The sequence below is a fragment of the Azospirillum himalayense genome, assembly GCF_042657465.1.
Taxonomy (GTDB): domain Bacteria; phylum Pseudomonadota; class Alphaproteobacteria; order Azospirillales; family Azospirillaceae; genus Azospirillum; species Azospirillum himalayense.
Genome location: NZ_JBHSLC010000007.1, coordinates 74,789 through 94,407 on the forward strand (window position 1 = coordinate 74,789; position 19,619 = coordinate 94,407).

At 69.1% G+C, this 19,619-nt stretch carries 15 protein-coding genes; 7 read left to right on the forward strand and 8 right to left on the reverse strand.

From position 1 onward, the window contains the following. Window positions 1-47: 47 nt before the first annotated feature. Both ACFPMG_RS05310 and cimA read right to left on the reverse strand, forming a co-directional pair. A complete protein-coding gene (locus ACFPMG_RS05310) occupies window positions 48-818 on the reverse strand; it encodes an RNA methyltransferase (RefSeq protein WP_376994158.1) in 771 nt (256 codons plus the stop codon). A 16-nt stretch (window positions 819-834) separates the two neighbouring features. Continuing rightward, window positions 835-2,439, reverse strand: coding sequence for a citramalate synthase (cimA, locus tag ACFPMG_RS05315; protein WP_376994160.1), 1,605 nt, complete (start codon window positions 2,437-2,439; stop codon window positions 835-837). Window positions 2,440-2,804: 365 nt separating this feature from the next. Here cimA and ACFPMG_RS05320 point away from each other — a divergent pair, with 365 nt between their 5' ends. Next, window positions 2,805-3,179 carry a response regulator gene (locus ACFPMG_RS05320; RefSeq protein WP_129557171.1) on the forward strand — a complete coding sequence of 125 codons (375 nt, stop codon included), beginning with the start codon at window positions 2,805-2,807 and terminating at the stop codon, window positions 3,177-3,179. Window positions 3,180-3,193: 14 nt separating this feature from the next. Then, entirely contained in the window at window positions 3,194-5,050 is a 1,857-nt protein-coding gene (locus tag ACFPMG_RS05325; protein WP_376994161.1) for a CHASE domain-containing protein, read from the forward strand. A gap of 111 nt (window positions 5,051-5,161) precedes the next feature. Here ACFPMG_RS05325 and ACFPMG_RS05330 read toward each other — a convergent pair whose 3' ends face one another. Further along, window positions 5,162-5,626, reverse strand: coding sequence for a preQ0 transporter (locus tag ACFPMG_RS05330; protein WP_376994163.1), 465 nt, complete (start codon window positions 5,624-5,626; stop codon window positions 5,162-5,164). A gap of 303 nt (window positions 5,627-5,929) precedes the next feature. On the opposite strand from ACFPMG_RS05330, the gene ACFPMG_RS05335 reads away from it, so the two are divergent. The 3 genes from ACFPMG_RS05335 to ACFPMG_RS05345 all read left to right on the forward strand — a co-directional run bounded on the left by ACFPMG_RS05335 (window position 5,930) and on the right by ACFPMG_RS05345 (window position 11,288). Next, on the forward strand, window positions 5,930-7,153 hold the full coding sequence (locus tag ACFPMG_RS05335; protein ID WP_376994164.1) for an acyltransferase family protein: 1,224 nt from the start codon (window positions 5,930-5,932) through the stop codon (window positions 7,151-7,153). Between the two features lie 158 nt (window positions 7,154-7,311). Continuing rightward, complete coding sequence (gene nosP, locus ACFPMG_RS05340; RefSeq protein ID WP_376994165.1) at window positions 7,312-8,565, forward strand: nitric oxide-sensing protein NosP; 1,254 nt, start codon at window positions 7,312-7,314, stop codon at window positions 8,563-8,565. After that, complete coding sequence (locus ACFPMG_RS05345) at window positions 8,562-11,288, forward strand: NahK/ErcS family hybrid sensor histidine kinase/response regulator (RefSeq protein WP_376994166.1); 2,727 nt, start codon at window positions 8,562-8,564, stop codon at window positions 11,286-11,288. The genes nosP and ACFPMG_RS05345 overlap by 4 nt, the downstream gene beginning before the upstream one ends. 77 nt (window positions 11,289-11,365) lie before the next feature. Here the strand turns inward: ACFPMG_RS05345 and ACFPMG_RS05350 are convergent, their stop codons facing one another. From ACFPMG_RS05350 to ipdC, 3 genes are all read right to left on the reverse strand, one after another. Beyond that, window positions 11,366-11,602 carry a hypothetical protein gene (locus ACFPMG_RS05350; RefSeq protein ID WP_146205863.1) on the reverse strand — a complete coding sequence of 79 codons (237 nt, stop codon included), beginning with the start codon at window positions 11,600-11,602 and terminating at the stop codon, window positions 11,366-11,368. A gap of 157 nt (window positions 11,603-11,759) precedes the next feature. After that, on the reverse strand, window positions 11,760-12,329 hold the full coding sequence (locus ACFPMG_RS05355) for a hypothetical protein (RefSeq protein ID WP_038529345.1): 570 nt from the start codon (window positions 12,327-12,329) through the stop codon (window positions 11,760-11,762). Window positions 12,330-12,532: 203 nt separating this feature from the next. Further along, complete coding sequence (gene ipdC, locus ACFPMG_RS05360; RefSeq protein ID WP_376994167.1) at window positions 12,533-14,170, reverse strand: indolepyruvate/phenylpyruvate decarboxylase; 1,638 nt, start codon at window positions 14,168-14,170, stop codon at window positions 12,533-12,535. 401 nt (window positions 14,171-14,571) lie between these two features. Between ipdC and gltX the strand changes: the two genes are divergently transcribed. Further along, window positions 14,572-15,915: a glutamate--tRNA ligase gene (gene gltX / locus ACFPMG_RS05365; protein WP_376994168.1), complete on the forward strand. Its 1,344-nt coding sequence runs from the start codon at window positions 14,572-14,574 to the stop codon at window positions 15,913-15,915. A gap of 34 nt (window positions 15,916-15,949) precedes the next feature. After that, window positions 15,950-17,320 (forward strand): cysteine--tRNA ligase, encoded by a 1,371-nt coding sequence (gene cysS / locus ACFPMG_RS05370; RefSeq protein WP_376994169.1) that lies wholly within the window; start codon window positions 15,950-15,952, stop codon window positions 17,318-17,320. A gap of 246 nt (window positions 17,321-17,566) precedes the next feature. Here the strand turns inward: cysS and ACFPMG_RS05375 are convergent, their stop codons facing one another. Next, entirely contained in the window at window positions 17,567-17,950 is a 384-nt protein-coding gene (locus ACFPMG_RS05375; RefSeq protein ID WP_038529350.1) for a DUF779 domain-containing protein, read from the reverse strand. 96 nt (window positions 17,951-18,046) lie between these two features. Continuing rightward, a complete protein-coding gene (adh, locus tag ACFPMG_RS05380; RefSeq protein ID WP_376994171.1) occupies window positions 18,047-19,567 on the reverse strand; it encodes an aldehyde dehydrogenase in 1,521 nt (506 codons plus the stop codon). Between the last annotated feature and the right edge of the window lie 52 nt (window positions 19,568-19,619).

Sequence of the window (19,619 nt, forward strand, 5' to 3'; positions counted from 1 at the left end):
GTATAGGCAGCGATTGGCCCCGGAAGGGAAGAGGTTAGGGAAGAGGGTTACGGTTCGCCCTTGCGCCGCCCGGTCAGCGCCGCGACGACGCCATGGAAGGTGCGGACCTCCTGCTCGGTCATCTGCATCCGCTCCAGCGCGTTGCGCAGCGTGCGGACCATGGAGGGGCGCTTTTCCGGCGAGGTGAAGAAGCCGGTGCGGTCGAGATCGCCTTCCAGATGCTCGAAGAAGTTCACCAGCTCCGCCTTGGTCGCCGGACGGGTCTGGCCGGTGTGCAGAACACGGTCGGGCGGGGTCTCGCCGGTCTGGAACCACTCGTAGCCGATCAGCAGGACCGCCTGCGCCAGATTGAGCGAGGAGAAGGCCGGGTTCAGCGGAACGGTGATCAGCGTTGAAGCCAGCGTCAGGTCGTCGTTGACCAGCCCCGTGCGCTCCGGCCCGAACAGCACGCCGGTCTTGTGCCCGGCCTCGACATGGGCGCGCAGCTCCGTGGCGGCGACGCGCGGGGTGACGAACTCCTGGATCATCCCGCGGGTGCGGACGGTGGTGGCGAAGACCACGTTCAGGTCGGCCACGGCCTCCGCCGTCGTCTCGTAGAGCTTGGCCCCGTCCAGCACCGGATCGGCGCCCGACGCCGCGGCCACCGCCTTGTCGTTCGGCCAGCCGTCGCGCGGCTTCACCAGACGCAGCTCGGTCAGGCCGCAATTCAGCATGGCCCGCGCGCAGGCGCCGATGTTCTCGCCGAGCTGGGGCTGCACCAGGATGATGGTCGGGCCGCCGAGGACGGAGGGCCGGGTGGGGTCTTTGCCGGAGGTCATGATCGGAACGTTGGTCTCAGCTTCGCGGTGTTGCGCCGCCTTTAAACAGCTTGAATGTGTAACTGTCCACCAGCGCCTCCATCGACGCCTCGATGATGTTGGTGGAGACGCCCAGCGTCGACCATTCCTGCCCGTCGCCGTTGCGCGAGCGGATCAGCACGCGCGGCATGGCGCCGGTGCCGTCCTTGGCGGCCAGGATGCGCACGCGGTAGTCGGACAGCTTCACCCCGTCGAGCAGCGGGTACAGCGGCTCCAGCGCCTTGCGCATCGCGGTGTCCAGCGCGTTCACCGGGCCGTTGCCCGACGCCACCTCGTGATACTCCTTGCCGCCGATCTTCACGCGGACGACGGCCTCGGACTCGACCACCAGCTCGCCCTTGGCGTTGTAGCGGCGCTCGTCGGTGACGTGGAAGCGCTTCAGGGTGAAATAGTCCGGCACCTCGCCCAGCTCGCGGCGGACAAGCAGCTCGAAGCTGGCTTCGGCGGTGTCGTAGGCGTAGCCCTCGGTGTCGCGCTGCTTCACGACGTCGAGCAGGCGGTTCAGCCGCTCGTCCTTCGAATCCACGGCCATGCCCATCTCGCGCAGCCGCGCGATGACGTTGGAGCGGCCCGCCTGGTCCGACATGACGATCTGCCGACGGTTGCCGACCGCCTCCGGCTCGACATGCTCGTAGGAGGACGGGTCCTTCTCCACGGCGGAGACGTGCAGCCCGCCCTTGTGGGCGAAGGCGCTGGCGCCGACGTAGGGAGCGTGGCGGTTGGGCGCGCGGTTCAGCCGCTCGTCGAACTTGCGGCTGATCTCGGTCAGCAGCGGCAGATCGGCGGGCCTGATGCCGACGTCGTAGCCCATCTTCAGCATCAGCGACGGGATCAGCGACACGAGGTTGGCGTTGCCGCAGCGCTCGCCCAGCCCGTTGATCGTCCCCTGCACCATCCGCACCCCGGCGCGCACCGCAGCCAGCGAGTTGGCGACGGCGTTCTCGGTGTCGTTGTGGCAGTGGATGCCCAGCCGGTCGCCGGGGATGCCATGCTCCTCGATCACTTGCCGGACGATCGCGTCGATCTCGTGGGGCAGCGTGCCGCCGTTGGTGTCGCACAGCACGACCCAGCGCGCCCCCGCCTCGTAGGCGGCCTTGATGCAGGACGCGGCGTAGGCCGGATTGCGCTTGTAGCCGTCGAAGAAATGCTCGGCGTCGAACAGCGCCTCGCCCTTGGCGGCCTTCAGCGCGGCGATGCTGTCGGCGATCAGCTCGATGTTCTCCTCGCGCGGGATGGCCAGCGCCACGTCGACGTGGAAGTCCCAGGTCTTGCCGACGATGCAGACGGCGCGCGCCTTCGACTGGATCAGGGCGGCAAGCTGCGGGTCGTTCGCGGTGCTGCGGCCGGGACGGCGGGTCATGCCGAAGGCGGTGAAGGTCGAGCGGGCGAGGTCCGGCGCCTCGGCGAAGAACTGGTCGTCGGTCGGGTTGGCGCCGGGCCAGCCGCCCTCCACATAGTCGATTCCCAGCCGGTCGAGGTCGCGGGCGATGGCGATCTTGTCGGCGACGGAGAAATCCACGTCCTGGGTCTGCGCCCCGTCGCGCAGCGTGGTGTCGTACAGATAGATGCGTTCGCCCGTCATTGCCGCCGCCCGAAGATATTGGTCGCTCGAAGGAAGGTCATAGGACTGTCCGGAGGGCCGGAAGAATGGACGATGCGCTTCGCCAGCTCAATGCTTTTGATCGAACCCGCCAGGAATGCGGGGCTTTGCCGCGCCGGCCATAGGCGCGCAATGGAGGTAATAGGACAAATGTACTGACCGAACAAACCATCGTCTGTGCTACACAGCCGCCCCTCTGCATGGCGCCCATCTCACGGGTGCGGTACTCTTTTCTGGCCGGATGCCTGTTGGTCCGGCCTGTTGGTCTGTATAATCACCGGCCTTTGTGAACGGATGGATTGGACGCAGTGACTCCCGCGGGTGACGACGACCAGGACAAGCTCGTCATGGTGATTGACGACGAGCGGACGGTTCTACAGGCCCTCAATCTCCTGCTGGAGATGTGGGGGTATCGTGTCGTCACCGCCGAAAGCGAGGGCGAGGCCGTCGACCGCCTGTCCGTCGCCGGGGAAACGCCGCACGCCATCCTGGCCGACTACCGGCTGCGCGAAGGGCGTACCGGGGTGCAGGCCATCGACCGCATCCGGGCGGAGGCCGGGGCCGAGGTGCCGGGCGTCATCATCACCGGCGACACCTCCACCGAAGGCCTGCGCGACGCCCGCGCCCGTGGGCTGACCGTCCTGCAGAAGCCGGTGCTGCCGCCCCATCTCCAGGCGGTGCTGACCAAGGTCCTGCGGGAACAGCCCGCCGGCACGGCGTGACCGGCCGGACCGGCATGGACGTTCCCTTACCGCCGGCGCCCGCCACGCCACCCAAGGCAAGGCACAACGGGCCGAAGCGCAAGCGCGCCACCGTTCCCGACGGGCGGCTGTTGCGCTCATGGGAAAGCTGGGTGGTCTTCGGGCTGGGGCTGCTGCTGACCGGCCTCGTCTGGTGGCTGCTGACCGAGCAGAACCACCGGCTGGCCGAGGCGCGCTTCCGCGCGCTGTCCCGCGATCTGGCCGGAGACGTCACGGCGCGGCTCGACACCTACGAGCAGATGCTCCAGGGCGCCGTAGCGATGGTGGACGCCGGCGGCGGGCAGGTCAGCCGCACGGAATGGCGGGCCTACGTCACCGGCCTGCATGTGGAGGACCGCTATCCCGGCATCCAAGGCATCGGCTACGCCAAGCGCGTGAAGGCGCCCGACCGGGAGCAGCACGAGGCGTCGCTGCAGGCCGCCGGCTTCTACAGCTACCGCGTGACGCCGGAGGGGGAGCGGCCCGAGTATTTCCCCATCGTCTACATCGAGCCCTTCGCCAGCCGCAACCTGCGGGCCTTCGGCTTCGACATGCACGCCGAGCCGACCCGCCAGGCCGCCATGGAGCGCGCACGCGTCAGCGGCACCGCCGCGGCGACCGCCCGGCTGCGGCTGGTGCAGGAAACCGAGGAGGATGTGCAGCCGGGCTTCCTCATCTATGTGCCCGTCTACGACCAGACCCTGCCCCTGACCACCGCCGCCGACCGGCGCGAGGCGCTGCTGGGCTTCGTCTACAGCCCCTTCCGCGCGCACGACCTGATGCGCAGCATCATGGGCCAGGGCGCGTCCCAACTGTTGGACATCCGTGTCCATGACGGGACGGAGGCCACGTCGGACTCCCTGATGTTCGATTCCGCGATCACCCAGGATGCCGCTTTTCAGGAGGTTCTCTACGTCGAGGTGTTCGGCCGTCCCTGGACGCTCGTCCTGTCCGGCACCCACGCCTTCGAGGAGAGCGTGGCCAGCGCCACGCCGCGGGCGGTGCTGTTCGCCGGCCTGATCATCACCCTGCTTCTGGTCGCCACCGTCAACTCCGTGCTGCAGGATCGCGACCGCATGGCGGAGCTGCGCCGCAGCTACGACGCGCTGGCGCGGGCGCGCGCGGAGGCGGAGCAGGCCAACGCCGCCAAGTCGCGCTTCCTCGCCGCCGCCAGCCACGACCTGCGCCAGCCGCTCCAGACGCTGGGCATCTATCTGCACATGATCGGCGAACAGGCGGACGCCCCCCGGCTGCGCAAGCTGGTGGACGCCGCCCGCGACGGGTTCGAGGCGACCCAACGCTTGCTGAACTCGCTGATGGACATCGCCACGTTGGAAACCGGCGTGATCAGCCCGCAGCTGTCCGAACTGGACCTGCCCGTCTTCCTGGAGCGAATCTGCGAGGAGGGCCGGCTGGAGGCCGCCGGCAAGGGTCTGGGCTTCCGCGTCACCTGTGGCGGCGCCCGCGTGACGACCGACCCGGCGATGCTGGAGCGGATCGTCCGCAACCTGCTGAGCAACGCGCTGAAATACACGCACAGCGGCACCATCCGGGTAACCTGCCGGCAGGCGCGCGGCTTCACCGCCATCAAGGTGCAGGACACCGGCCCCGGCATCCCGCAGGACCGGCTGCACCTGATCTTCGAGGACTTCTACCAGATCGGCAATCCCGAGCGCGACCGGCGCAAGGGCCTCGGTCTCGGCCTCGCCACCGTGGCGCGGCTCAGCCGGCTGCTCGGCTACCGGGTGCGGGTGCTGTCGCGCCCGGGACGCGGCGCCATCTTCCTGGTCGAGATTCCCGACGAGGCGCCCAGCCCCCGCCAGACCTCCGGGACGGTGGCCTCGGTGGTCTGACGGCCTCGGGTGCTTTTGGCAATCGCCGACGCCGCGAACCTCCGGTCCCGCCGGAAAACCCGCGGCGGAACCGGCGCCTCACCGAGTCGGCGATTGCCAAACCTTTCGGCGTCAGGCCGTCGCCAGCCGCGCCGAACGGGCGCGCATCAGCATCCACACCGCCGACACGCCGGCCAGCTTGGACGCGAGGCTGGCCGCCCAGACGGCCGGGTCCCAGATGCCGAGCATGCCGAAGAACAGCGCCGTGTCCACCGGCACCGACAGGGCGGCGCTGATCCACAGCCGGTCGCGCAGCGGGCGGCGGGTGACGGTGAAGACGCCCCAGTCGATCAGCTCCGACACCGCGAAGGCGGTGACGCTGGCCGTCGCGACGAAGGGGTCGGCCAGCAGGAAGGACAGCAGCGTGGCGGTCAGCATGGCGGCCAGCGACCAGTGGCCGTAGCGGACCTGGACCATGTCGCGCAGGATGAAGATCAACCCGGCCCAGCACGACCACACGAGGTCGAGATGCGGCGCGAGGCTGAAGGCGTAGTTGATGGCGAGTACGCTGCCAATGTAGGCGGCGAGCCAGAGCATGACGGAATCCTCCAAAAGCCACCCGCGGAAATACGGGCGCGAACGACGGCGCCACCCGCGTGAATGCGAGCGCTCCGCAGCGGTCTTGTAACAGGGTCAGGCCATCGCCGTGAACCCTTGCGTCTTGAAACCTTGCGTCGTGAACCCTCGGCGTGCGCCGGGGCGGACGGAGCGCAACCGGCAAGAACGGCTTACCCCCACCTCGGTTCCCCGAATGCGCCGCCGCTCCTAGCGCATCCGGACGATGCCCTGGCGCGTTCGTTCGGAGAGGCGAAACGAAAGAGACCCCGAAAGGTGAGGGCGATGGCGGCGGCGGGCGTATCAATTGGACTGGGCGGCACACGGGATCATTCGCTGGACGCGGCGCGCAGCCTGCTGATGATCCTCGGCGTGCCCTACCACGCCGCGCTGATCTACTCGCCGGGCTACGACTGGGTGATGAACTCGCCCGACGGAATCGCCTGGATCGGGCTGTTCGCGGACTTCATCCACAGCTTCCGCATGCCGGCCTTCTTCCTGATCTCCGGCCTGCTGATCACCCACAGCCTGCGCCGCCACGGGCCGCGGGCGACCCTGACCTCGCGCGCCTCGCGGCTGCTGGTGCCGCTCGTCGCCATGGCGGCGACGCTGAACGTCGCGCAGTTGTGGATGGAAAGCCGCGCGATCGACCCCGGCCTGACCGCTGGCGAGTTCCTCACCCAGACCATCCCCGCGGCCTTCTGGAGCGGCGGGCTCGTCTATCACCTGTGGTTCCTGGTCGAGCTGTTCATCAGCGTGCTGGCGCTCTGCCTCACCTACCCGCTGCTGGTCGCGCTGCACCGGCGGCTGGCGGAGCGCGCGCCGGGGCTGGCCCGCTGGCTGGCCGATCCGCCGGACTGGCTGCCGCCGCTCCTGCTCAGCCTCGTCATGATGGGGGTGCTGGGCTTCGACAACATCTCCGACCGGCTGGTGACGCCGCTGGTGCCGACCAACTCGACGGCGGTGAGCATCGTCATTTCGGCGGGCTTCTTCGCGGTCGGCGTGCTGATCGCCCATTGGCCGGGCGGGGCCGCGCGCTACGCCAGGGCGAGCTGGGGCGTGGCGCTGACCTATCTGGCCTGCTTCGCCATCCACATCGGCATGGTCGGCGTGGAGAAGCCCATGCCGGTGCGCTTCCTCGACGAGGCGCTGCGCGCCGTCGCCGCCTGGTCGGCCTTCCGCTTCGTCCTCGGCCTGACGCAGTCCTTCTTCTCGGCGGAGAACCGCCGGGTGCGGGCGCTGTCGCAGGCCTCCTACACGATCTACCTGCTGCACCATCTGGTGGTCATGGCCGCCGGATTCGCCCTGTTGGCCGTCACCGCCCCGCCCCTGCTGGAGTTCGCCGCGATCACCGTGGTCGGCCTGTTCGTGCCGCTGGCGGTCCATCACGGGCTGGTCCGCCGTTCGCCGACGCTGCGCTTCCTGATGAACGGCATCCCGCCGGGCGAAGGGAAGAAGCGAAGCACCCCGGCGCGCGGCCGCGAGGCGATGGCGCGCCGGACCGGCTGAGCGCAGGCAAAGCCAAGCGTTCTTAGACCATGGTCGCATATCCATACCCCCGCGCCGGCTTTGCCCGGCGGGCGGTGGTGAAGTAACCTATAGGTCATCCGCCCACGTTCCCCGGCCGGTGTTCCGGCGTCGGGTGGCGGTCTGGGGTGTTGGATGCCATGCCGATGCTTTTCGGGACCCGCATTGTGACCAGCCATCCGGCCTCGGACGCTCTCCTCTCCGACGCTCCGCCCAACGCCTCCTTGCCCGGCCCATCCCTGCCGAGGGCCGTCTCGATGGCGGAAGATGCCCGCGCCGCCGCGCGGGACCTCTTCGAAGGGCTGTGCGGACGGAACCCCGCCGCCGTCGCCGAACTGGAGATGGTGCTGGTCTTCTGCTCCGCGCACTACGACCGGGTGGAGCTGGCGGCGGCCCTGGCCGAGCTGTTCGGGCCGGTGCCGGTGGTCGGCTGCACCACGGCGGGCGAGATCACGCCCTTCGGCTACGCCGCCGGGTCGCTGGTCGGGATCGGCTTTCCGCGCGCCGACTTCACCATCGCCACCCAGCGCATCGACGACCTCGACCGCTTCTCCATCGCCGACGCGCCGCGCGTCCTGCGCAGCCTGATGGAGCAGCGCGACGTCGCGCTGGCCGCCCGCGCCGACGCCTTCCCCGACCATGGCAGCTTCGCCTTCCTGATGATCGACGGCATGTCGCGGGCGGAGGAGATGGTGGTCAGCGCGCTGCACAGCGTGCTGATGGACATCCCGCTGTTCGGCGGCTCCGCCGGGGACGAGCTGCGCTTCGAGCGCACCTTCGTCCTGCACGAGGGGCGGTTCCACACCAACGCCGCCGTTTTGATGCTGGTCACCACGGCGCGCCGCTTCGTGGTCTTCCGGACCGAGCATTTCGTGGCGTCCGACGCCAAGATGGTGGTGACCGGGGCCGATCCGCAGCGCCGCATCGTCACCGAGATCAACGCCGAGCCGGCGGGCCGCGAATACGCCCGCATGGTCGGGCTGGAGGGGGAGCCGCTGACTCCCCTGATCTTCGCCGCCTATCCCGTCGTCGTGCGGGTGGGGGGCGAGTACCATGTCCGCTCCATCCAGAAGGTCAACGACGACGAGAGCCTGACCTTCTACTGCGCCATCGACGAAGGGATCGTGCTGACCGTCGCGCGCGGCGTCGACCCGGTGGAGAACCTGGAGGAGATGATGCGCAAGCTGGCCGCGGAGGTCGGCGGGCCGCCGGACCTCGTGCTCGGCTGCGACTGCATCCTGCGCCGGCTGGAGCTGGAGCAGCGGCAGCTCAAGCACGTCATGTCGGCGGCGCTGGCGCGGCACAACGTCGTCGGCTTCTGCGCCTACGGCGAGCAGTACAACGCCATGCACGTCAACCAGACCTTCACCGGTGTCGCGATAGGTGCGCGATGACGCTCATCTTCGACTGGCGGGAACCGTCCCGCCCCTCCACCGACCCGCCACCCGCCACCCTCCCGGCCCCCCTTCCGCCCGCCGGCGAGGACAAGCGGCTGGAGGCGCTGGAGCGCGAGAACGCCAAGCTCCGCCGCATCAACCAGGTGCTGATGGACCGGGTCGAGCGGTCGATGGACGTGCAGGGGGGCGCCTTCTCCCTGTTCCAGACCGCCATCGTCCTGGAGCAGAAGGTGCGCGAGCGCACGCTGGAGCTGGAGCGCGCCCTGCGCGAGCTGGAGGACAGCCACCGCGCGCTGGCCCGCGCCAAGGAGCTGGCCGACACCATGCGCGGCCGCCTGTCGGAGGCCATCGAGTCGGTCAACGAGGGCTTCGCCATCTTCGACGCCGACGACCGGCTGGTCCTGTGCAACAGCAAGTATCTGGCCCTGTGGCCGGAGATCCGCGACCGCATCCTGCCGGGCATCCGTTTCCAGGAGATCGCCGAGCTGGCGGCCTCCTCGCGCACCATCGCCGACGCCTACCCGCGGCCCGACCGCTGGCTGTCGGAGCGGCTGGCCCAGCACCGGGCGCTGAAGGGCCCCTACGTCTACCGGCTGGCCGACGGGCGCTGGGTCCAGGTGAACGAGCGGCGGACCCGCGACGGCGGCGTGGTCGGGGTCTACACCGACATCACCGACATCAAGGAGCATGAGACCCGCCGCCGCGAGCGCGAGCTGGCCGAGAAGTCGGCCCTCCTCCAGGCGACGCTGGACAACATCGCCCAGGGCGTCGGGGTGTACGACCGCGACCAGCGGCTGGTCGCCTGGAACGAGCGCTTCACCGGCCTGCTGCGCCTGCCCGCCAACGTGGCGGAACGCGGGGCGGGCTTCGCCGACTTCGTGCTGCACCACGCGGCGCTCGGCGACCATGGCCTGTCGCTGAAGGCTCTGATGATGCCGAGCTGCCTCGTCGAACAGCCCTGGCTGGACGGCACGGTGCTGGAGATCAGCCGCAACCCCATGCCGGGCGGCGGCTTCGTCCTGACCTTCACCGACATCACCGAGCGCAAGCGTGCCGAGCAGGCGCTGCGCGACAGCGAGGAGCGCATCCGGCTGGTCACTGACGCGGTGCCGGCGCTGATCGCCTATGTCGACGCCGAGCAACGCTTCCGCTTCGTCAACAAGGCCTACGAGGGCTGGTTCAACCGCAAGCGCGAGGAGATCGAGGGCCAGCCCATGTGGGCGGCGCTGGGCGACCTCTATTACGAGGTGCGGCGCTCCTACGTGCTGCGCGCGCTGGCCGGCGAGGAGGTCACCTTCGACCTGGAGCTGCCCGGCGAGAACGGGTCGCCGCGCTACGCCGTCGCCACCTACATCCCGCATTTCGGCGAGCGGCGCGGCGGCGGCAAGCCGGAGGTGCTGGGCTATTTCGGCCTGATCCACGACATCACCGAGCGGCGCATGGCGGCGGAGGCTCTGGCCGACGCCAAGGACAGCCTAGAGCGCCGCGTCGTCGAGCGCACCGCCGAGTTGACCCGGCTCAACGGCCAGCTCCAGCAGGAGATCGCCGAGCGCATCGCCGCGGAGGAGGCGCTGCGGCTCGCCAAGGCGGAGGCGGAGCAGGCCAACCTGTCCAAGACGCGCTTCCTGGCGGCGGCCAGCCACGACCTGCTGCAGCCGCTGAACGCGGCACGGCTGTTCGTCTCGGCGCTGGGCGACCTGGAGCAGCCGGAGCCGAACCGCGGGCTGGTCGACAACATCGACGTCGCCCTGGCCTCGGTCGAGGACCTGCTGTCGGCTCTGCTGGACATCTCCAAGCTGGACGCCGGGGCGGTGCGGCCGGAGATCGCCGATTTCCCGATCAAGAGCCTGTTCGGCGCGCTGGCCACCGAATACGCGGCGGTGGCGAAGGAGCGCGGGCTGGACCTCTGCGTCGTTCCCAGCCACGCCGTGGTGCGCAGCGACATCCGTCTGCTGCGCCGGATCTTGCAGAACTTCCTGTCCAACGCCCTGCGCTACACCCAGGCAAAGAGGGGGGCGAAAGGAGGCGCCGGGCGCGTGCTGGTCGGCTGCCGACGGACGCGCGAGGGCCTGCGGATCGAGGTGTGGGACACCGGCCCCGGCGTGCCCGCCGACAAGCTGGATGAGATCTTCCAGGAATTCCGCCGCCTCGACACGCCCTGCGCCAACGAGCGGGTGCGCGGCATGGGCCTCGGCCTCGCCATCGTGGAGCGGGTGGCGCGGATGCTCGACCACCCGATCACCGTGCGCTCCCAGCCGGGCCGGGGCTCGGTCTTCGCGGTGACGGTGCCCTTCGGGCGCTACGCCCGCCCGGTGCGCGCGCTGGAGGCGCCGGTGCAGACGGCCTCGAACCGGCTGGCCGGCACGCGGGTGCTGGTGATCGACAACGAACCGGCGGTGCTGGCCGGGATGCGCGCGCTTCTGGAGGGCTGGGGGTGCAGCGTCGCCACGGCGGCGTCGGGCGACGAGGCGCTGGCCGGGCTGGGGGCGGTGGCGCCGGACGTGCTGTTCGCGGACTACCACCTGGACGACGGGGTGATCGGCTTCACCGAGATCGCGCGGGTGCGCGAGCGCTGCGGTGCGGACCTTCCGTCAGTCCTCATCACCGCCAACCGCACCGCCGAGGTGGTGGAGGAGGCGCAGGCCAGGGGCTGCCACGTGCTGAACAAGCCGGTGCGCCCGGCCCAGCTCCGCGCGGTGATGACGGGCCTGCTGGCGTAAGGGGACGCGATGGGCCGCCACCCCGGCCGCTCCTTGGAAGCGGAAGCGAAGGGCCGGGGTGGGGGAAGACCGGCGCGTCAGCGCGTCAGGCGGATGATCGTCACCATCATGCCGACCGCGTACAGCTCGGCCAGCGGAACGATCCAGGACGGGTGGAAAATGATCGACAGCGGCATGATCAGCAGAAGGATCAGCGCCGGGAACACGAAGTAAGGCGAATTGCAGTAAGCCGGCAGGCCATGCACCCGGCCCGAGACATCGCGAGACTCTTCGCCAATCAAACGATCCGCATCACCAACAGTTTGGTCCACCATTCTCTAGCACCCACTGTATTTATGGTCTTTTTCTTCTCCATCTCTGGCGGACGGAGCGCCGTCCCTATAACACAGTTTGCCGCGGCGCGGGCACGACTTCGCGCCGTCTTGCCGGATGGCGAAAACGGCGCGGGAAGTCCTGATTTTTATTGTGTCTTTACGCCGCTTCGGTCAGCGCCAGATGCGGGCGGCGGACCATCGACTGGATGGTGAAGGGGGCGCGCACGCCGCCGCTGAACAACTCGGCGCATTCCAGCGCCTTCAGCACCCGCTCCTCCGCCGGCAGGCCGGCCGTGGAGGCGAGCGAGCCCAGCGCGTAGTCGGACCCGCAGCCGATGGCGTGATAGCCGCGCACCGCCTCGCCCACCTGATAGTCGGATTGGATGGAGAAGAGCCGCCCCTCATAGCCCACCATGAAGGTGCCGCCGGTCTCCACGTCGTTGGAGCGGTGGGCGTAGCCGCCGTCCTTCAGGCAGCCGCGCACGGCGTCCACGAAATCGACGACCATGTAGCGGAAGACGTCGGCCTCGGGGTCGCGGTGCGGCGGCTCCAGCCGGTAATGCAGCAGCTGGCCCATGCGGAAGCTGCTGGTGAAGCCGATCAGCAGGTCGGCGTTGCGGAACACCTTGGTGTCCGCGCGCACGGTGATGTCCAGGCCGTTCACGCCCGCGCTGTCACCGCCCATCCACACACGATCGCCGTCCACCAAGCCAACAATGCAGGTCATCGCCGTCCTCGTCCCTGAATCAATTCTGCCCGAAAGCAGGGACAGGGTGGGCTTTTATGGTTAACGAATTGTTGCGCAGCGGCAGTGCCGAAGGGAGTATTCCGCTTCGGCACCTCGCCCTTAGCGCAAGCGCGACAACAGCTTAGCGGGCCAGCCCGATCAGCGCGCGGCTGGCCACCCGCCTGCGGACGCGGTTCCTGCGCCTACTCCCGGGGTGCTGCGTGCAGGCGCTTCTGCCCCTGGACGAAGCGGGCCAGCGTGTCGGACAGCACGCCGCGCGGGATCATCGCCTCGATCAACTGGAAGCGCCCGCGGGTGGTGAAGGCCTTGTCCAGCGCCGCCTTCAGCTCCGCCCGCGTGCGCACGCGGACGCCGTCGCCGCCCATGCCCGCAGCCATGTCGGCGAAGCGCCAGTCGTCCAGGTCGTTGAAGGCGGATTCGGGCTGGAAGGTGCGCAGCATCTCCCAACTGGCGTTGTTGAACAGGATCACGATGGGGTCGATGCCCAGCCGTCGGCAGTTGCCAAGCTCCCACCCGGTCATCTGGAAGGCGCCGTCACCGACAACGGTCAGGATGCGCCTGCCGCCCGACACGCACTGCGCCCCGATGCCCGCCGGCACGCCGAAGCCCATGCCCGCGTAATAGCCCGGCGCCATCAGCCCGGCGTCGATCATGTCCATGGCGGTGAACAGGCAGTCGCCCATGTCCGCCGCGATCAGCAGCGGCTCCTGCCCGGCGCGGACGCGGTCGTTGACGGCGCGGGCGATGTCCATCGGGGCGATCGGCTCGCCGTCCGCCTGAAGACCGGTGGGATAGGCGTGGGGCTCCTTGCCGCGGGTCGTCCGGTCGGACGGCGGCAGCCGCTCCAGCAGCGCGTCCACCAGCCCGTCCAGCGGGATGTCGGCGTAGGTGTGATAGCCCAGCGTCACCGCCCGGTCGAAGGCGTGGATGGTCTTGCGCAGGTCGATCTTGCGCTGGGACACCGCGAAGTTGGTGTCGCTGAGGATGGCGCCGAGCAGGAACAGCCCGTCCGACTCCTCGACCAGCCGGGTGATCTCCGCGTCGCCGGCAACGCCGATGTAGGTGCCGAGCGGCGGGGTCGGCGCGTCGGCCAGCAGGCCGCGTCCCATGAAGGTGGTGACCACCGGCACGCCCAGCCGCTGCGCCAGCTCCGCCACCTTGGCCTCCAGCCCGTAGCGGCGGACCTCGACGCAGACCATCAGCACCGGCGACGTGGCCGAGCGCATGGCCGCCAGCACCTCGTCCGCGCAGGCGGCCAGCGCGTCGCGGTCCACCGGCCAGGCGGGGTCGTCGCCCACCGGCTCGACCTCGGCGTTGACCATGTTGCGGGGGATTTCCAGATAGACCGGGCGCGACAGCGCGCGGGCGGCCCCCAGCACGCGGGCGATCTCCGCCGGGGCCTTGGCCGGATCGTCCAGCCGGGCCTGGGCGACGGTGATCTCCTTGAACACCTGGAACTGCGTGTCCAACGTGCGGCCCTGATGGTGCAGCAGCAGGCCGGCGTTGCCCTCCGTCGTGCCCGGTGCGCCGGAGATGACGACGACCGGCGACTTCTCGGCGTAGGCGCCGGCCACCGCGTTCACCATGTTGAAGGCGCCCGCGCCATAGGTGACCGCCGCCACCCCTAGAGTGGAACTGTAGCGCGCCGCCGCGTCCGCCGCGAAGCCCACCGCCGGCTCGTGGCTCAGCGTGTGGAGCGGCAGAATTTGCGTTTCCTCCGCCACCTTGAAGAAGGGCAAGGCGAAATCGCCCGGAATCCCGAACATGGCCTGTGCGCCGCGATCCTTCAGCGCGCGCAGCAGGGCTTCGGCCAGCTTCATGGCCGCTCTCCCGTTCCAATAGGTTTCGCGGGTCGAAAACCCGCACAGGGGGACAGCATCGCCTCCGCCACCGCTCCACGCAAGAATTGTTTCAATCGAAACAATCCATGTGCGCCGGAAATTGTGGAGGGGTGGGAGCGGCAATTAAAATCCCCTCTCCCGCCCCGGGAGAGGGGAGGGGCCCGCGCGCAGCGTGGGAAGGGTGAGGGTGCCGACAAGGCTTGGTCCACTGATCCTCGGACGACCCTCACCCGGCGCCTGCGGCGCCACCCTCTCCCGGGGCGGGAGAGGGGTTGTTCTCCGAACGCGATAGGCCCCCTGGCGCCTGATGGGCGTCTTTCGGACCGGCGCGCGGCGTGCTACGACTGCCGCCCTGTTCCCGACTTTCGAATGATGCCCGCATGTCCGTCGCCGTCCGCTTCGCCCCCAGCCCGACCGGTCTCCTCCATGTCGGCAATGTGCGCCTCGCGCTGGTCAACTGGCTGTTCGCGCGCAAGGCGGGCGGCAATTTCCTGCTGCGCCTCGACGACACGGACGAGGAGCGCTCCAAGCCGGAATACGCAGAGGGGATCGAACGGGACCTGACGTGGCTCGGCCTGACCTGGGACCGCTTCGCGCGGGAGAGCGACCGCTATGGCCGCTATGACGAGGTGGCGGCGGCGCTGAAGGCCAGCGGGCGGCTCTATCCTTGCTACGAGACGCCGGAGGAGCTGAACCTCAAGCGCGCCAGCCTCGTCTCGCAGGGCCGTCCGCCGATCTACGACCGCGCGGCGCTCCGCCTGGGCGACACCGACCGCGCCCGCCTGGAGTCGGAGGGGCGCAAGCCGCACTGGCGCTTCAAGCTGGAGCACACGCCGGTCGAATGGACCGACCTCGTGCGCGGGCCGGTGCATTTCGAAGGGTCGGCGCTCAGCGACCCCGTGCTGATCCGCGAGGATGGGCGCCCGCTCTACACCCTGACCAGCGTGGTGGACGACGCCGACCTCGCCATCACCCACGTCATCCGCGGCGAGGACCACGTCGCCAACACGGCGGTGCAAATCCAGATCTTCCAGGCGGTTGGCGGGGCCGTCCCGGTCTTCGCCCATCTGCCGCTGCTGACCGACGCGACGGGACAGGGCCTGTCCAAGCGGCTGGGCAGCCTGTCGGTGGCCAGCTTGCGCGAGGAGGAGGGGATCGAGCCGATGGCGCTGGCCAGCCTGCTCGCCAAGCTCGGCACCTCCGACGCCATCGAGCCGCGGCTGACGCTGGACGAGCTGGTGGCCGAGTTCGACATCGCCAAGGTGTCCCGCGCCACCCCGAAATTCGACCCGGAGGAGCTGCTGCGGCTGAACGCCCGCATCCTCCATCTGCTGCCCTTCGAGCGGGTCGCCGGGGAGCTGGCCGCGCTCGGCCTGGATGATGCCGACGCGGCCTTCTGGGAGGCGGTGCGCCCCAACCTGTCGCGCGTCGCCGAGGCCCGCGACTGGTGGGCGGTGACCCACGCCCCGGTCGCCCCGGCGGCGGATGATCCCGCCTTCCTGGCCGAGGCGGCGGCCCTGCTGCCGGAGGAGCCGTGGGACCTCTCCACCTGGGGAACCTGGACGGGTGCGGTGAAGGCGAAGACGGGCCGGAAGGGCAAGGATTTGTTCCTCCCCCTGCGCCGCGCCCTCACCGGGCGGGACCATGGACCGGAATTGAAGAACCTGCTACCCCTGATCGGCCGAACCCGCGCGCAAAAGCGCCTCGCGGGAGAGACCGCGTAAAACCGCGAAGACCCCATACAGGAGACATGGCGCCGTGCCGCTGGACCTCTACAACACGCTGACCCGCCGCAAGGAACGCTTCGAGCCGATGACTCCGGACCGGGTGGGCATGTATGTGTGTGGACCCACGGTCTACGACACCGCGCACATCGGCAACGCCCGCCCGGTGGTGGTGTTCGATCTGCTGTTCCGGCTGCTGCAACGGCTGTATCCGGCGGTGACCTACGTCCGCAACATCACCGACGTGGACGACAAGATCATCGACCGCTCGCGCGACAGCGGGGAGCCGATCGAGGCGCTGACCAAGCGCACCGCGGACCTCTACCACGCCGACATGGACGCGCTGAACGCGCTGCGCCCGACCATCGAGCCGCGCGCCACGCACCACATCTCGCACATGGTCGCGCTGATCGGGCTGCTGATCGAGCGGGGCCACGCCTATGCCGCGGAAGGTCATGTGCTGTTCTCCGTGCCGTCGATGGCGGAGTACGGGCAGCTCTCCCGCCGCTCGCTGGACGAGATGATCGCCGGCGCCCGCGTCGAGGTCGCCCCCTACAAGCGCGATTCCTCCGACTTCGTGCTGTGGAAGCCGAGCGCCGCCGACCAGCCCGGCTGGGACAGCCCGTGGGGCCGCGGGCGGCCGGGCTGGCACATCGAATGCTCGGCCATGGCCAAGGAGCATCTGGGCGTCACCTTCGACATCCATGGCGGCGGGCTGGACCTGATCTTCCCACACCATGAGAACGAGATCGCCCAGAGCCGTTGCGCCCACGACGGCGAGCCGCTGGCCCGCTACTGGGTCCACAACGGCTTCGTGACCGTCGAGGGCGAGAAGATGTCCAAGTCGCTGGGCAACTTCTTCACCGTGCACGAGCTGCTGGACGAGTTCCCCGGCGAGGCCATCCGCCTGACCCTGATGAGCGCCCATTACCGCCAGCCGCTGGACTTCACCCGCGAGGGGCTGAAGCAGTCCAAGGCGACGCTCGACCGCTGGTATCAGGCGTTGCGCGGCGACCCGGCCCCGGTGGACGCCGAACTGCCGTTCGACGTATTGGCCGCGCTGGAGGACGACCTCAACAGCCCGCTCGCCATCTCCCACCTGCACGAGTTGGCCTCGGCGGTGAACAAGACGGGAGACGCCGGGAAGGCCGCCGCCAAGGGCGCCTTGCGCGCCGCCGGTGAGGCGCTGGGCCTGCTCCAGCAGGACCCGGAGACGTGGTTCCGCTGGGCGCCGAAGGGGGCCGCCGCCCTTTCCGACGCCGATATCCAGCAGCGCATCGAGGGTCGTCTGGCCGCCCGCAAGGCCAAGAACTACGCGGAGGCCGACCGCATCCGCAAGGAGCTGGCCGACCTCGGCATCGTCCTGGAGGACGGCCCGCAGGGCACGACCTGGAAGCGCGCCTGAACGCCACGCCGGCGTTCATCCGATGAGGGAGGCCGCGGCCTCCCCTCCTCCAAAGGTCCAAGGAACCGCCTCTTTCCCACGCCACGAAAAAGGCGCCTTCCGCCGTCGCGGAAGGCGCCTGAGTTCGGTTCCATATGCACCACCACGCGGGGGAGCCGGTCTGAACACGGATCAGACCGCCCGGAGGCCGTGCCGACTGGGAAGTCCCAAAGTCGAATCCTGAATACCGCATTCCACGAAACGGCGCTATGCTTTTTTCGTCATATCGCCAGGATCGGAGCGCAGCGCCTCCACCTCGCCATCGGAGAACAGGCGGGAACGGGTGAGGAAGCGCACGCCTTCCGGCGCCTCCAGCGAGAAGCTGGCGCCGCGCCCCGGCACCACGTCGATGATGAGCTGGGTGTGCGACCAGTATTCGAACTGCGCCGCCCCCATGTAGAAGGGACAGCCCCCGATCTCCCCCAGCCGGACGTCCTGCCCGCCGGGGCGGAACTCGCCGTCCATGAAGCACATCGGCGCGCTGCCGTCGCAGCAGCCGCCGGACTGGTGGAAGAACAGCGGCCCGTAGAGGCCGCGCAGCTTTTCGATCAGCGCCAGGGCCGCCGGTGTGGCGACGACTCGTTCGACCATGGGCGGACGCTCCCGAGTGAATGGCCCGTCGGATGAGAAAAGGGCCGGAGGCCGAATGGCCGCCGGCCCAAGGTCGTCAGGGAGGAGACAAAAGGATCAGAAGAAGCCCAGAGCCTTCGGGCTGTAGCTGACCAGCAGGTTCTTGGTCTGCTGGTAGTGGTCGAGCATCATCTTGTGGTTTTCGCGGCCGATGCCGGACTGCTTGTAGCCGCCGAAAGCCGCGTGGGCCGGGTAGAGGTGGTAGCAGTTGGTCCACACGCGACCGGCCTGGATGGCGCGGCCCATGCGGAAGGCGCGGTTGCCGTCACGGCTCCACACGCCGGCACCCAGGCCGTAGAGCGAGTCGTTGGCGATGGCGAGGGCCTCTTCCTCGGTCTTGAAGGTCGTCACGGACACCACCGGCCCGAAGATCTCCTCCTGGAAGATGCGCATCTTGTTGTGGCCTTCGAAGACCGTCGGCTGGACGTAGTAGCCGCTCTCCAGCTCGCCGCCCAGATGGGCGCGTTCGCCGCCGATCAGCACCTTGGCGCCCTCGGCCTTGCCGATGTCGATGTAGGAGAGGATCTTTTCGAGCTGGTCGATGGAGGCCTGGGCGCCGATCATGGTGGCGGGGTCGAGCGGGCTGCCCTGCTTGACCGCCGCGACGCGGGCCAGGGCCCTCTCCATGAACTTGTCGTAGATGCTCTCCTGCACCAGGACGCGCGACGGGCAGGTGCAGACCTCGCCCTGGTTCAGCGCGAACATGGCGAAGCCTTCCAGCGCCTTGTCCAGGAAATCGTCGTCCTCGGCCATCACGTCCTTGAAGAAGATGTTCGGCGACTTGCCGCCCAGCTCCAGCGTGACCGGGATGATGTTCTCCGTGGCGTACTGCATGATCAGGCGGCCGGTCGTCGTCTCGCCGGTGAAGGCGATCTTGGCGATGCGCGGGCTCTGGGCCAGCGGCTTGCCGGCCTCGACGCCGAAACCGTTGACGACGTTGATGACGCCGTCCGGCAGCAGGTCGGCGATGATGTCCATCATCACCATGATGGCCATCGGGGTCTGCTCGGCGGGCTTCAGCACGACGCAGTTGCCGGCGGCCAGCGCCGGGGCCAGCTTCCACACCGCCATCAGCAGCGGGAAGTTCCACGGGATGATCTGGCCGACGACGCCCAGCGGCTCATGGAAATGATAGGCGTAGGTGGTGTGGTCGATCTCCGCGATGGAGCCTTCCTGGGCGCGGATGCAGCCCGCGAAGTAGCGGAAATGGTCGATGGCGAGCGGCAGGTCGGCGTGGGTCGTCTCGCGGATCGGCTTGCCGTTGTCCAGCGTCTCGGCCAGCGCCAGCACGTCCAGACGCTCTTCCAGCCGGTCGGCGATCTTGTTGAGGACGCGGGCGCGCTCCGCCGGGGAGGTGCGGCCCCAGGCGTCCTTGGCCTTGTGGGCCGCGTCCAGCGCCTTTTCGATGTCTTCCGCGGTGGAGCGGGCGACCTCGCACAGCGGCTTGCCGGTGATCGGGGTCAGGTTGGTGAAATACTGGCCCTTCGTCGGCGCCACCCACTGGCCGCCGATGAAGTTGTCGTAGCGCGGCCGGATGGCGACCTGCTTGCTGAGCGTTTCCAGGGCCTGATGGATCACGGCGGTTTCCTCCCGAAGCGGATTGCCCGAACTGAATGTCGTGGAATGACGT